The 12,549-nt window shown below is 72.3% G+C and carries 11 protein-coding genes; 7 read left to right on the top strand and 4 right to left on the bottom strand.

From position 1 onward, the window contains the following. The first annotated feature begins 26 nt into the window (after positions 1 to 26). The 3 genes from DEJ51_RS09595 (at position 27) to DEJ51_RS09585 (ending at position 2,963) form a co-directional block, all read left to right on the top strand. Positions 27 to 1,475, top strand: a complete 1,449-nt coding sequence (locus DEJ51_RS09595) for an HtaA domain-containing protein (protein ID WP_150257217.1) — start codon at positions 27 to 29, stop codon at positions 1,473 to 1,475. A gap of 19 nt (positions 1,476 to 1,494) precedes the next feature. Then, complete coding sequence (locus tag DEJ51_RS09590; protein WP_150257216.1) at positions 1,495 to 2,166, top strand: PhzF family phenazine biosynthesis protein; 672 nt, start codon at positions 1,495 to 1,497, stop codon at positions 2,164 to 2,166. A gap of 149 nt (positions 2,167 to 2,315) precedes the next feature. Then, positions 2,316 to 2,963: a heme oxygenase (biliverdin-producing) gene (locus tag DEJ51_RS09585; protein ID WP_150257215.1), complete on the top strand. Its 648-nt coding sequence runs from the start codon at positions 2,316 to 2,318 to the stop codon at positions 2,961 to 2,963. 128 nt (positions 2,964 to 3,091) lie between these two features. On the opposite strand, the gene map is transcribed toward DEJ51_RS09585, so the two are convergent. Next, the gene (gene map, locus DEJ51_RS09580; protein ID WP_150257214.1) at positions 3,092 to 3,949 is read right to left on the bottom strand and encodes a type I methionyl aminopeptidase; all 858 of its coding nucleotides are present in this window, start codon (positions 3,947 to 3,949) and stop codon (positions 3,092 to 3,094) included. Between the two features lie 69 nt (positions 3,950 to 4,018). Here map and DEJ51_RS09575 point away from each other — a divergent pair, with 69 nt between their 5' ends. Further along, positions 4,019 to 4,267 (top strand): hypothetical protein, encoded by a 249-nt coding sequence (locus DEJ51_RS09575; protein WP_150257213.1) that lies wholly within the window; start codon positions 4,019 to 4,021, stop codon positions 4,265 to 4,267. Between the two features lie 3 nt (positions 4,268 to 4,270). On the opposite strand, the gene DEJ51_RS09570 is transcribed toward DEJ51_RS09575, so the two are convergent. Beyond that, the gene (locus DEJ51_RS09570) at positions 4,271 to 4,882 is read right to left on the bottom strand and encodes a hypothetical protein (protein WP_150257212.1); all 612 of its coding nucleotides are present in this window, start codon (positions 4,880 to 4,882) and stop codon (positions 4,271 to 4,273) included. Positions 4,883 to 4,976: 94 nt separating this feature from the next. On the opposite strand from DEJ51_RS09570, the gene npdG reads away from it, so the two are divergent. Then, positions 4,977 to 5,681, top strand: coding sequence for an NADPH-dependent F420 reductase (gene npdG / locus DEJ51_RS09565; protein ID WP_150257211.1), 705 nt, complete (start codon positions 4,977 to 4,979; stop codon positions 5,679 to 5,681). A 60-nt stretch (positions 5,682 to 5,741) separates the two neighbouring features. Here npdG and DEJ51_RS09560 read toward each other — a convergent pair whose 3' ends face one another. Further along, positions 5,742 to 7,796: a TerD family protein gene (locus tag DEJ51_RS09560; RefSeq protein WP_190620282.1), complete on the bottom strand. Its 2,055-nt coding sequence runs from the start codon at positions 7,794 to 7,796 to the stop codon at positions 5,742 to 5,744. 238 nt (positions 7,797 to 8,034) lie between these two features. On the opposite strand from DEJ51_RS09560, the gene DEJ51_RS09555 reads away from it, so the two are divergent. Beyond that, the gene (locus DEJ51_RS09555) at positions 8,035 to 8,226 is read left to right on the top strand and encodes a hypothetical protein (protein WP_150257210.1); all 192 of its coding nucleotides are present in this window, start codon (positions 8,035 to 8,037) and stop codon (positions 8,224 to 8,226) included. 26 nt (positions 8,227 to 8,252) lie between these two features. Here DEJ51_RS09555 and DEJ51_RS09550 read toward each other — a convergent pair whose 3' ends face one another. Then, a complete protein-coding gene (locus tag DEJ51_RS09550) occupies positions 8,253 to 9,053 on the bottom strand; it encodes a site-2 protease family protein (protein ID WP_150257209.1) in 801 nt (266 codons plus the stop codon). Between the two features lie 73 nt (positions 9,054 to 9,126). Here DEJ51_RS09550 and DEJ51_RS09545 point away from each other — a divergent pair, with 73 nt between their 5' ends. Then, a complete protein-coding gene (locus tag DEJ51_RS09545; protein WP_150257208.1) occupies positions 9,127 to 12,501 on the top strand; it encodes an AfsR/SARP family transcriptional regulator in 3,375 nt (1,124 codons plus the stop codon). Positions 12,502 to 12,549: the final 48 nt, after the last annotated feature.

Below are 12,549 nucleotides of genomic sequence, written 5' to 3'. Positions count from 1 at the left end.
CCCGGTTCCTTCAGGAGTACCCAGCCATGTCGTCCATCCGACGCCCGATCTCCCTCGCGGCCGCGGTCCTGACCGCCGCGGCGCTCGGCGCCACCGCGTTCGCCCTGCCCGCCACCGCCGCGGGCGGCCCGCCCACCGATCCGATGAAGATCACCGGTGGCACCCTCGACTGGGGCGTGCTCGCGAGCTACCGCGCCTACGTGACCGGCATGGCCAAGGGCACCATCACCGTCGCGGACGGGGCCAAGCAGAACGAGGACGGCACCCTGCGGTTCGTCGAGCCGACCGGCGCGTACGAGCCGGCCAACGGGCACGTGGTGAAGGCGGCCTTCAAGGGCAGCGTCACCTTCTCCTCGCCCGCGCCGCCGACCGGCCACGGCTTCGAGGTCAAGCTCTCGGACATCCGTATCGACACCGGTACCAAGAAGCTCACCGCGGACGTCACCAAGGGCGGCACGACCACCCAGGACGTGCCGATGGCCACCGTGGCCTTCACCGGCCAGTCGATGACCAACCTGGCGACGACGCTCACCCAGGAGGCTGCGGACGCCCTCGGTTCCGCGAGCTACAAGGACAAGCCGGGCGACCCGCTCAACGCCAAGCTGGAGTTCGAGAAGCCGGCGCCCGAGCCGACCCCGTCGAACACCACCAAGAACCCGACGCCTCCGGCCGACGACACGCAGAAGGTGCTCAGCGGCAAGCTGACGTGGGGCGTGAAGGAGTCCTTCCGCAAGTACGTGCTGAACGCGGGGTCGATCACCCCGGCCGACGGCGCCGCCAAGAACGGTGACACCTTCGACTTCGCCTTCGGCAAGGGCGACCTCGACGTCAAGAAGCAGAAGCTGAACGCCTCCTTCCAGGGCAGCCTCCGCTTCCAGTACGCGGCCCACGGCATCGACATGACCTTCGGCAGCCCCCGCGTCGAGGCCACCGGCAAGACCGGCACCCTCTACGTGGACGTCAAGAACGCCTCCGGCACCAAGACGGGCCTGCGCTTCGCCACGCTCGACCTGTCGAAGACCGACTACAAGACCAAGAACGGCGTCCTGGCGCTGAACGCGGTCCCGGCGGCCTTCACCGCCGAGGGCGCGGCCGCCTTCGCCAACGACACCACCGGCTCCCTGTACAAGGCGGGCGACGCGATCGACCCGCTCACCTTCGCCGTGGCGGTGGACAAGGACGCCACCCTGCCCAGCACCGGCGGCACGACCGGCGGTTCGACGGGCGGCTCGAACGGCGGGACCACCGGCGGAACGGGCGGCACCACGGGCGGTACGACCGGTGGCACCACCGGCGGTACGGGCGGCACTGTCGGCGGCGGCTCCTCCACCGGCGGCTCCTCCGTCGGCGGGAACCTCGCCAACACCGGCGCCGGGGTCCCGGCCGGGGCCCTGCTCACCACGTCCGGCGTGGTGATCGCGGCCGGCGCGGGCGCGGTGTACCTCGCGCGCAGGCGGCGTACGTCCCAGGTCTGAGCCGTGTTTGAATTCCCGCGTGAACGATCTGGACGTGCTGAAGGTCTTCTGCGCGGGTGACGGCCGCTTCGGCAACCTGCTCGGTGTCGTACGCGACGGCCGGACCTGCCCCGACGACGCGTCGCGGCAGGCCCTGGCCGCCGAACTCGGCTACAGCGAAACGGTGTTCGTCGACGACCCCGAGCGCGGGGTCGTCGACATCCGTACCCCCGGCACGCGCCTGTCCTTCGCGGGGCATCCGCTGGTCGGGGCTGCGTGGCTGCTGGACGTGGAGGAGCTCCAGCCGCCCGCCGGATCCGTATGGGCCCGTGACGACGGGGAGTTCACCTGGATCACGGCCCGCCCCGAGTGGGTCGAGGGCAAGCGCACCGAGCAGTACGGGTCCGTCGCCGAGGTCGAGGCGCTGCCCTCCCCGCCGCCCGGCGAGGGCTGGCTGTACGCCTGGGCCTGGGAGGACGAGTCCGCGGGCCGCGTACGGGCCCGGGGTTTTCCGCGCCGCCCCGACGGGATCATCACCGAGGACGAGGCCACCGGCTCGGCGGCGATCCTGCTGACGGCCCAGCTGAACCGGGCCCTGAACATCACCCAGGGCGCGGGCTCCCAGATCCTCACCGCTCCCGGCCCGGACGGCACCGTGGAGATCGGCGGCCGCGTCCGCTTCGCTCCGGCCCCGACCCCGGACGGGATCTGAACCGCACCTCTGTGTGTCCCGCGGGTCTCCCGCCCCGGATTTTTTACCGACAAGGCGTCGGCAACTCATTGACTTAGGCAAACCTAAGTAGGAGGATCGGGCGTGACGGTGATGCCGTCACGCCTGTTTCCTCTTCCTGGAGGTCCGTCTTGGACGCCTTCTCTACGGTCATCCGCGTCGCCTCGCACGAGCAGCACACCGAGGCCGAGACGTCGACCTTCATGAGCGATCTGCTGGGAGGACGGCTCGGCGTGGACGCGTACACGCGCTACACCGAACAGCTGTGGTTCGTGTACCGGGCCCTGGAGGACGCGGCCGAATCCCTCAAGGACGACCCGGTGGCGGGCCCGTTCATCCAGCCCGAGCTCATGCGCGTCGCCGAGATCGAGCGCGACCTCGCCCACCTGGTGGGCCCGGACTGGCGCGAGAGCGTGGTGGCCCTGCCCGCGACGCGCGCGTACGCCGACCGGGTGGCCCAGTGCGCCGCCGAGTGGCCGGGCGGGTACGTGGCGCACCACTACACCCGCTACCTGGGCGACCTCTCCGGCGGCCAGATCATCCGCGACAAGGCCGAGCGCACCTGGGGCTTCGAGCGCAAGGGCGACGGCGTCCGGTTCTACGTCTTCGCGGACATCTCCAACCCGGCGGCCTTCAAGCGGACCTACCGCGAGCTGCTGGACGCCATAGCGGCGGACGACCTGGAGAAGCAGCGCATCATCGACGAGTGCAAGCGCGCCTTCGACTTCAACGGGGCGGTGTTCAGGGAGCTGGGCGAGCAGTTCCCGCTCAGCGCGTAGCCCCTCGGGGGAGCCGGCGGAACCACGAGAACCACGAGAACCCCGAGAACCACGGAAATCACGGAAACAGGGCCGGGCCCGGCGCACAGGTGCACCGGGCCCGGTCGCGTACCGGCGAAGGGAAGGGCCTACGGGAGGGTCAGGATCTCCGCGCCCGAGTCCGTGACCACCAGCGTGTGCTCGAACTGTGCGGTCCGCTTGCGGTCCTTGGTGACGACCGTCCAGCCGTCCTCCCACATGTCGTACTCGTGGGTGCCCAGCGTCAGCATCGGCTCGATCGTGAAGGTCATGCCGGGCTCGATGACGGTGGTGGCGTGCGGGCTGTCGTAGTGCGGGACGATCAGGCCCGAGTGGAACGACGAGTTGATGCCGTGGCCGGTGAAGTCCCGGACCACGCCGTAGCCGAAGCGCTTCGCGTACGACTCGATGACCCGGCCGATGATGTTGATCTGGCGGCCCGGCTTGACGGCCTTGATGGCCCGGTTCAGTGCTTCCCGGGTGCGTTCCACCAGCAGCCGCGACTCCTCGTCCACCTCCCCGCACAGGTAGGTCGCGTTGTTGTCGCCGTGCACGCCGCCGATGTACGCGGTCACGTCGAGGTTCACGATGTCACCGTCGCGCAGGACGGTGGAATCGGGGATGCCGTGGCAGATGACCTCGTTCACGGAGGAGCACAGCGACTTCGGGAAGCCCCGGTATCCCAGCGTCGAGGGGTAGGCCCCGTGGTCGCACATGTACGCGTGGGCGACCTTGTCGAGCTCGTCGGTGGTCACCCCCGGCGCGATCAGCTTCGCGGCCTCTTCCATCGCCTGGGCGGCGATCCGGCCGGCGATGCGCATGGCCTCGATGGTCTCGGCCGACTGCACCTCCGGTCCGGTGTACGGAGTGGGCGCCGGCTTGCCCACGTACTCGGGCCGGCGGATGTTTCCGGGAACGGAACGGACGGGAGAGAGCTCGCCTGGTACGAGCAGCGACTGGCCAGACATGCGAGCGAGTGTATCCAGCGGTGATGGGGCAGCATGGCGAGAGAGAGGTATGAGAGGAGCCCGACGACGATGGCCCTGTTCAAGAAGCGCCAGGTGGGCAAACCGGGCGAGTGGTACTACTGCCTGGTCCACAAGAAGGTCGAGGAAGGCCCCGACTGTCCGGCCAAGGACCGGTTCGGGCCGTACGCGACCCCCGAGGAGGCGAACCACGCCATGGAGACGGCGCAGGAACGCAACCTCGAATGGCAGAACGACCCGAAGTGGAACGACAAGACCCGCGAGGACGAAGCGGGCACCACCGGAACGGGCACCCCCTAGGCCCTACCAGCGGCTGGGCGGCGGCGCGGTCAGGTGGTCGGCCAGCCGCGCCAGCCGGTCCCGGAACCCGCCCGGTCCGCGCCGCACCGGCAGGGTGTTCTCCCCGGCCGCCGCGCTGACCAGGTGCTGCACGGTGTCCAGGTCCAGCCCGTCGTCCTGCACCGGATCCGGTACCGACAGCGCGTCGTGGGCCAGCGCGCCCAGATCCGGGTCCCCGCCGTCCAGGGCCAGTACGGTCGCCCCCGCGCGCCGCGCGTCGTGGACGCGCTCCAGCAGCCCCTCACCCGGCGCCCCGGGGGCCACCACCAGCAGCGAGTGTCCGCGCCGGGCCGCCGCCAGCCTGCCCAGCCCCACCGACAGGTGCGGCGGCTCCCCGGGCCGCACGTGGTGGCGTACGAGGGTGGGCGCCAGCTCCGGCCGGCCCGACCAGGCGGCCTCGTCCACCAGGTGCGCCGCCAGATGCCAGGGCTCGTAGCCCTCGGTCCCGACCAGCAGCAGCTGCCCGCCGGCCGGTGCGACGGACCGGCGCAGCGATCCGGCGAAGCGGCGCGCTGCGGCCGGCCACTGTGTACCGGCGAGCACCTCGCGCAGCAGCGCGACCCTCACGGCGTCCATGTCGGCATCCTGCACCATGCGGGGGACACGGGGAGCGGTTACTTCCGCCTTCCACACCTTCGACTGTGGGCTACCCGGCAGTACTCTCGCCCCCATGACTTCCTCAGACAACACGCAGAAGCCGCCGGTCAAGGACCCGTGGGAGCTGCCGGACGTGTCCGGCCTCGTCGTCGGCGTCCTCGGCGGCACCGGTGACCAGGGCCGGGGCCTGGCCTACCGGCTCGCCAGGGCCGGCCAGAAGGTGATCATCGGCTCCCGCGCCGCCGACCGCGCGCGGACCGCGGCCGGGGAACTGGGCCTGGGCGTGGAGGGCGCGGACAACGCCGAGTGCGCGCGCCGCAGCGACATCGTGATCATCGCCGTGCCGTGGGAGGGACACGCCAAGACCCTCGAAGCGCTGCGCGAGGACCTCGCGGGCAAGCTCGTGGTGGACTGCGTCAACCCGCTCGGCTTTGACAAGCAGGGCGCGTACGCCCTCCAGGTCGAAGAGGGCAGCGCCGCCCAGCAGGCCGCCGCCCTGCTCCCGGACTCCCGCGTCACCGCCGCCTTCCACCACCTCTCGGCGGTCCTGCTCCAGGACGAGTCGATCGACGAGATCGACACGGACGTGATGGTGCTCGGCGAGGTCCGCGCCGACACGGACATCGTCCAGGCCCTGGCCGCCCGTATCCCGGGCATGCGCGGCGTCTTCGCCGGCCGCCTGCGCAACGCCCACCAGGTCGAGTCCCTGGTGGCCAACCTCATCTCCACCAACCGCCGCTACAAGGCCCACGCGGGCCTGCGCGTCACGGACCTCTGACCCCGCCCCGACACCCCACCCGGCGGCCCGGTCCGCAGAACCGGACCGCCGGGAACGAGCTCAGCGGCGGCCGCCGCGCGCCTCGAAGGCGCCCAGATGGGCCACCACACCGTGGTAGAAGCGGTCGACCGCGGCGTCGACGCCTCGGATGAAACCGGACTCCGTGTTACCCCGGGTGTTCCCCATCCCCTTGATCAGCGACAGCCGGAACCCGGTCGGCGCGGCCCCGTCCTTGGGCAGCAGATCGCCGGGCTCGGGGCGCAGCCGCTCCAGGGTGCCGCGAGGCCCGTTCTCGCCCTCCACCAGAGTCTGGACGTGCAGGTCCGCGGGTGCTTCGGCAAGCGCCCGCAGCAGCCGCTTCGTCGTGGCCAGCGGATACGAGCCCTCCGGGGCCGGGATGTCCACGGAGGCCCGGACCTTGCCCGTCCGCAGGTCCGCGGTGACGGCGATGACGGAACTCGTTCCGTCGATGCGCAGTTCGGCGGAGAGCTTCCCGTCGGTGCACAGCCCTGCGGCCGCCGCGGTCCGGCGGGCCTGCGGATCGCTGTCGCGCCGGGTGCGCTGCACGGGCAGGGCCTTCTGCCCCAACTCGCCGCCGAGGCGCAGGCAGACCTGGCGGATCAACCGCTCCCAGCTCTCGACGACATCGACGGCGCGTTCGTCGTCGGGGCTGATGGTCTCGTCCTCGATGCCCTTGCGCACGGGCACCCAGGCGGGGCCCATGTTCTGGAATCCGTGGCAGCCCGAGTTCTCGTGCTGGAGGTACTCCAGGAGCTCCTGGAGGAGCCAGGCGTGGGCGGCGTTGCCGACGCCCTCGTGGCGGATCAGCATCTGGGCCTGGTGGGCCACCTCGGCCCAGGACAGGTGCCAGAGGCTGACCTTGTGCTTGCGCCGCCCGTCGATCTTGACGTCCACCACGGGCGAGCCGTCCAGTGCCACGTCGTTGGAGAGCGTGATCACCGCCTCGTAGCCGCGGCGCGCGGCGATGTCCATGTACTGCTGGACCTGCTCGTCCTTGAGCGGATTGCCGTGCGTCTTCGTCTCCACGAGGGCCGTCCACAGCTTGCCCGCGCGTTCCACCCGGATCACCCCGTCCGGCCGCTTCGGGGTGTCGCCGTGGGGGAGGGGAACCTCGGTGAAGGTCTGCATCCGGCCGGCGGGTGCCCCGAATCCCGCGGTGAGTCGGCGGCCCAGCTCGGGCACCTCCGCCATGACGGAGAGCAGTACGGAGGTCGCCCGGACCTCGCGCTCCTTGTCGCTCTTGAGGGACGGCACGGGGAAGAGCCGCGCGGTGCGCCAGGTGTCGTTCTCGGCGAGGGACTTCTTGGCCACCTTGGGCAGGGTGACCTTCTTCTTCGTCGTGCGGGGTGCGCGGCCGCGGGTCTGGGCGGGGACGGTGGCGCTCGCCACCGCTGCCTCGGTCGCCGCAGTGGCCTCGGGCGCAGTCGGGTCGGCCGTCGCCGTCGCCGTCGCCGTCGCCTCGGCCGGGGCGACGCTCGCTCCGCCCTCCTCCGGCGGCGCGGTCACGGCGGCGGTCACGGCTTCCGGCGCTGTCGCCGCCGACTCGCTGTCCTCCAGTACGTCGATGCCGAAGTCCGTGGCCAGCCCGGCGAGGCCGGTCTCGTACCCCTGTCCCACGGCGCGGAACTTCCACTCCTCGCCGCGCCGGTACAGCTCACCGAAGATGAAGGCCGTCTCCACGCCCGCGTCCTCGATGGAATACCCGACGAGCGGTTCCCCCGTCCGGTCCGAGACCGTCATCCGCAGATCGTCGAGGTCTCCGAAGCGCGCGCCGCCGTACTGGCTGGCCGCCACGACGATCCGCGCCACGTCCTCGGGGACCGCGGTGAGGTCCACGCTGATGCGGTCCTCGTCGCCGTTCGAGGTCGGCGTCTTGCCGAGGAGCTGGACGCTTCCGTCCGCGGCGGCGGGGTGGTTGTAGAAGTAGAAGTCGTTCTCGCTGCGGATCTTGCCGTTCTCGTCCAGGAGCAGGACGGAGACGTCGGCATCGCCCTCTCCGGTGGCGCTGGTCCAGCCCAGGCTCACGACGACCGCCCCGGCGTCCTCGCTGAGGGCGGTCAGGCTGACGTTCGCGCCCTTGGAGATCTCCTGCATACGTGCTCCCCCACTCGCCCGGCGTCGTCCGTCGCGGGCCGAGCAGACCGGGCTGTTCGTTCTGTCACGCGTGGAATACGGCGTGTACCCGCCGAACCTAACGCCACGGGGTGGGGGAGATCAGGTGAAGCCGGAAACGAGCCGGATGCGATCGCGGACGCCCTTACGGCAGCACTGCGGGGCATGGGGGACACTGGAGGGGCTCGACGCCGTTCAGTGTTTCCGAGGAGCTCTTCCCATGCCCCGCCTTGCCGTTTTCGCCATCGTCGTCTGCGTCTGTGCGGTGGCGGCGGCCGTCGTCGCCTTCGTCGAGGGCAGCTTCCTCGGGATCGTCTGGGTGCTGCTGGCCGGCCTCACGTCCAACATGGCCTGGTACTACCTGCGCAAGGCGAAGGCCGAGAAGGCCTCCGCCGCGCGCCAGGCCGGCTAGGCCGCCTCCGCACGGCTTCGGCCCCGTCAGTCCTGGGGGACGGCGCAGATGCCGTCGGATTCCCGCCAGAAGCTGTAGAGGTCGCGGCCGCAGTACGTCTCCAGATCCGAGACGCCGAGCGCCGACGTCAGGCCGTCCACCACGCCGAAGAAGAACGCGTTGACCCCCGGGATCCACAGCAGGGCGAACACGGCCAGCAGGCCGAACTGCGCCAGCGGCTCCATTTCGCGGCGCACCCGGTACGACAGCCAGGGCTCGATGACCCCGTAGCCGTCCAGGCCCGGTACCGGCAGGAAGTTCAGGATCGCCGCCGAGACCTGCAGCAGGGCCAGGAAGGCGAGCGCGTAGCGGAACGCGAGGGGCACCCCGTCGAGTGCGTCCAGCCAGAACGGGGCCGTGCACACCAGGGCGAAGGCCACGTTGGTCAGCGGGCCCGCCGCCGAGATGAGGCTGTGCTTCCAGCGGCCCTGGATCCGGCCCCGCTCGATGAACACCGCACCGCCGGGCAGGCCGATGCCGCCCAGGATCACGAAGATCACCGGCAGCACGATGCTGAGCAGCGCGTGCGTGTACTTGAGCGGATTCAGTGTCAGGTACCCCTTGGCGCCCACCGTGAGGTCACCGCCGTGCAGGGCGGTGCGGGCGTGCGCGTACTCGTGCAGGCACAAGGAGACGATCCACGCCGACGTCACGAAGAGGAACACGGCGAGTCCGGGGCTCGCCGCGTACCCCGTCCACACCGCCCAGCCCGTGACGGCCATGATCGCGAAAATGCCGAGGAATACCGAACTGATGCGCCGCTCGCTGCGGCTCCCCTGATGACCCATGCCGGGAAACCTATCCCGCAGGCCGCAGGGAAAAAGGTGCGGGTCCTGTGCCGGGTGCGGGGAGAATGGCCCGGTGCGTTACGCGATCCTCGGAACCGCCCAGGCCACCCACGACGACGGGACCCCCGTCGCCGTCGGCGGAGCACGCCTTCGGGCGCTGCTGACCGCCCTCGCGCTGCGTCCGGGGCGGGTGGTGCCCGCCCCGCTGCTCGTCGCCGAGGTGTGGGACGGCCATCCGCCGGCCGATGCGGTGGCGGCCCTGCAGGCGCTGGTCGCGCGGCTGCGCCGGGCGCTCGGACACCCGGCCGTGCGTTCCGCGGAGGGTGGCTACCAGCTGGCCGCCGAACGCGAGGACGTCGACCTGTACCGCTTCGAGAGGCTGGCCCGGGCCGGAGGCCGGGCGTCGGACCCGGCCGAGGCGGCTGCCCTGTACGAGGAGGCCCTCGCCCTGTGGCGCGGGCCGGCCCTCGCCGACCTGCCTGACCCGGCCGCGGAGGCCGCGCGCTGGGAGGCCGTACGGCTGGACGCGCGCCGGGGGCGGCTCGCGGCGGCCCTGGCGATGGGTGAGGCGGAACGGTGCCTGCCGGAGCTGAACGCGTTGTGCACGCAGCTGCCGCTGGACGAGCCGCTGTACGCCCTGCGCATCCGGGCCCTGCGTGACGCGGGCCGCCCCGCGGAGGCGCTGGCCGAGTACGAAAGCCTCCGCCGGGAGCTGTCCGACCGGCTGGGCACGGACCCGGGCCCGGAACTGCGCGCCCTGCACGCCGAGCTGCTGACCCCGGACGCACAGCCGCCGACCGCCGCCGCTGCCTCTCCCGCCGCTGCCGCCGCTGTCGCGGACGGGGCCTTCGCCGGCGCGTCCGTGCCCGCGCCGACGTCCGCCCCCGCGTCCGCCCCCGCCCCCGCGTCCGCGTCCAAGGGAAATCTGCGGGCGCGCCTGACCACCTTCGTCGGCCGCGAGGACGACATCCGCGTCATCGGGGACGACCTCGCGCGGGCCCGTCTCGTCACGCTCCTCGGGCCCGGCGGCGCCGGCAAGACGCGGCTGTCCCAGGAGGCCGCCGAGGCCCAGGACGAGAGTGCCTGGCCCGACGGGGTCTGGCTCGTCGAGCTCGCCCCCGTCGACGACCCGGAGGACGTCGCCGAAGCCACCCTCGCCGCGCTCGGGGCCCGGGAGACCAAGCTGCGCGGCGCCGCAGCCGAGGAACTGCGCGCCTTCACCGAACGCGCCGCGGACGACCCCCTCGACCGGCTCGCCGAGCACTGCGCACGGCGCCGGCTCCTGCTGCTGCTCGACAACTGCGAGCACGTCATCGGCGCGGCCGCCGCCCTCGCCGAACGCCTCCTCACGCACTGCCCGGACATCCGGATCCTGGCCACCAGCCGCGAACCCCTCGGCGTCCCGGGAGAGTCCCTGCGGCCGGTGGAACCACTGCCCGACCCCATCGCACTGCAACTGCTCGGCGACCGCGGGGCCGCCGCCCGCGCCGGGTTCACCATCGAGGAGGACCCGGCGGCGGCCGCCGAGATCTGCCGCCGCCTGGACGGTCTGCCGCTGGCCATCGAGCTGGCCGCCGCCCGGCTGCGGCTGCTCACGCCGCGCCAGATCGCCGACCGGCTCGACGACCGCTTCCGGCTCCTGACCAGCGGCGCCCGCACGGTCCTGCCCCGCCAGCAGACCCTGCGCGCCGTGGTCGACTGGTCCTGGGACCTGCTCGACGAGGCCGAACGCACCGTCCTGTGCCGGCTGTCCGTCTTCGCCGGCGGCTGCGACCTCGCCGCCGCCGAGGCCGTCTGCACCGACCCCGCCCGCGACCCCTCGTACGATCCCGCCGACGTCCTCGGCTCCCTCGTCGACAAGTCACTCGTCGTGGCCACCCCCGGAGCCGAGGGCCTCGGCATGCGCTACCGCCTGCTGGAGACGGTCGGCGAGTACGCCGCCGAGCGCCTCGCCGAGGCCGACGGCGACCGCGAGGCCACCGAGCACCGCCACCTCGTCCACTACCGGGAGCTCGCCCGCACCACCGAGCCGCTGCTGCGCGGCCACGGCCAGCGGGCGGCCGCCGACCGGCTCGCCACCGAGTACGAGAACCTGCGTACCGCCCTGCGCCGGGCCGTCGCCGTCCGCGACGCCGACGAGGCCCTGTGCCTCGTCCACGCGCTGGGCTGGTACTGGCACATGCACGACCTGCGCTCCGAGTCCCGGCACTGGGCCGAGGCCACCGCGGCCCTCGGCCCCAACCCCTTCGAGCCGCCCTACACCGCCGCCGAGCCCGTCTACGAACGGCTCCTCGACTCTCCACCGCCCTACTCCGGCGAAACGCTCACCGAGGCCTGGCGCGCCGTCAACCTGGTCCTGCTGGCCGCCCGCGACCAGACCAACGAGACCTGGAACACCCCCTCGGTCCGCGCCCTGATCGACGGGGTCCTCGCGGCCTACCGGCCCGGGATGCCGCAGACCTGCCGGACCCCCGCCTCCCTGTGGATCTACGCGGTCATGATCGTCGGTGACCCCGGGCTGCTCAGGGAGGTCGTCGACGCGACCGTCGCGACCGCCCGCGAGCTCGGCTACCGCTGGGAACTGGCCTCCGGCCTCCAGCTGCGCGCCAACATCCTCGCCAACCGGGCCGACTGGGCCGGCGACGCCTCGCGCGACGCCGACGAGAGCCTCTCGCTGTTCCGTGAACTCGGCGACGCCTGGGGCTGCGCCGAGGCGCTGTCCGCCCGCGCCGAGGCCCGGGAGAAACGCGGCGAGTACGCCCTGGCCGCCCGCGACTACGAGGAGGCGATCGCCTATGCCGAACGCCTCGGCGCCAAGGCCCAGGTGACGGTGCTGCGCGTCCGGATGGCCGGGACGCTGACCGAGGCCGGCCGGATCGAGGAGGCCGAGCAGATCCTCACCGAGATCACCGCGACGGTGCAGCGGTTCGGCAACGAGGCCATGCCCGCCGCCCGGATGTTCCTCGCGGGCATCCTCGGCCGCACGGGCCGGATCTCCGAGGCGTACGGCCAGCTGCAGCTCCTGCGGGACGAGTTCGCCTTCGGCGCGTTCGCCATCTTCGACGGCTTCCTGCTCGGCACGATGGCCTGGCTGGACAACCAGCAGGGGCTGTACGAGGAGGCGCTCGGCCGGCTGCGCCAGGCCATGGGCACCGCCATGGACCCGATGGCTCGGATGGTGGCCCCGCAGATGCCGGCGGTCTACCTGCTGACGGCGGCCCTCTCGCTGGTCTCGCTCGGCGGCCCGCACCGGGAGTACGACGCGGCCCGGCTGCTGGGCGCCTACCGGGCGCTGCTGCCGCCGGCGCACTTCCCGGTGACGACGGAACGGGAGGACTACGCCCGGGCGCAGCAGCTGGCCCGGGCGGCGCTGGGCGACGCCGTCTACGAGAAGGCGTACGCCGAAGGCGGCGGCCTCTCCCTGGAGGAGGCCACCGCCCTCGTCTGATCCGGCCCCCGGCCCGAGCCCGTCCGGGACGCGATCCGAACGGATCGG

Source organism: Streptomyces venezuelae (assembly GCF_008642275.1).
GTDB classification, from domain to species: domain Bacteria; phylum Actinomycetota; class Actinomycetes; order Streptomycetales; family Streptomycetaceae; genus Streptomyces; species Streptomyces venezuelae_E.
Note: the sequence above shows the minus strand (reverse complement) of the source record. Positions and strands in the feature narration are given on the sequence as shown.

Bases quoted from the DNA above. Each gene is read 5' to 3' on its own strand.
- DEJ51_RS09595 (WP_150257217.1), top strand. From the start codon at position 27: ATGTCGTCCATCCGACGCCCGATCTCCCTCGCGGCCGCGGTCCTGACC.
- map (WP_150257214.1), bottom strand. From the start codon at position 3,949: ATGTCTGGCCAGTCGCTGCTCGTACCAGGCGAGCTCTCTCCCGTCCGT.
- DEJ51_RS09575 (WP_150257213.1), top strand. From the start codon at position 4,019: ATGGCCCTGTTCAAGAAGCGCCAGGTGGGCAAACCGGGCGAGTGGTAC.
- DEJ51_RS09570 (WP_150257212.1), bottom strand. From the start codon at position 4,882: ATGGACGCCGTGAGGGTCGCGCTGCTGCGCGAGGTGCTCGCCGGTACA.
- npdG (WP_150257211.1), top strand. From the start codon at position 4,977: ATGACTTCCTCAGACAACACGCAGAAGCCGCCGGTCAAGGACCCGTGG.
- DEJ51_RS09560 (WP_190620282.1), bottom strand. From the start codon at position 7,796: ATGCAGGAGATCTCCAAGGGCGCGAACGTCAGCCTGACCGCCCTCAGC.
- DEJ51_RS09555 (WP_150257210.1), top strand. From the start codon at position 8,035: ATGCCCCGCCTTGCCGTTTTCGCCATCGTCGTCTGCGTCTGTGCGGTG.
- DEJ51_RS09550 (WP_150257209.1), bottom strand. From the start codon at position 9,053: ATGGGTCATCAGGGGAGCCGCAGCGAGCGGCGCATCAGTTCGGTATTC.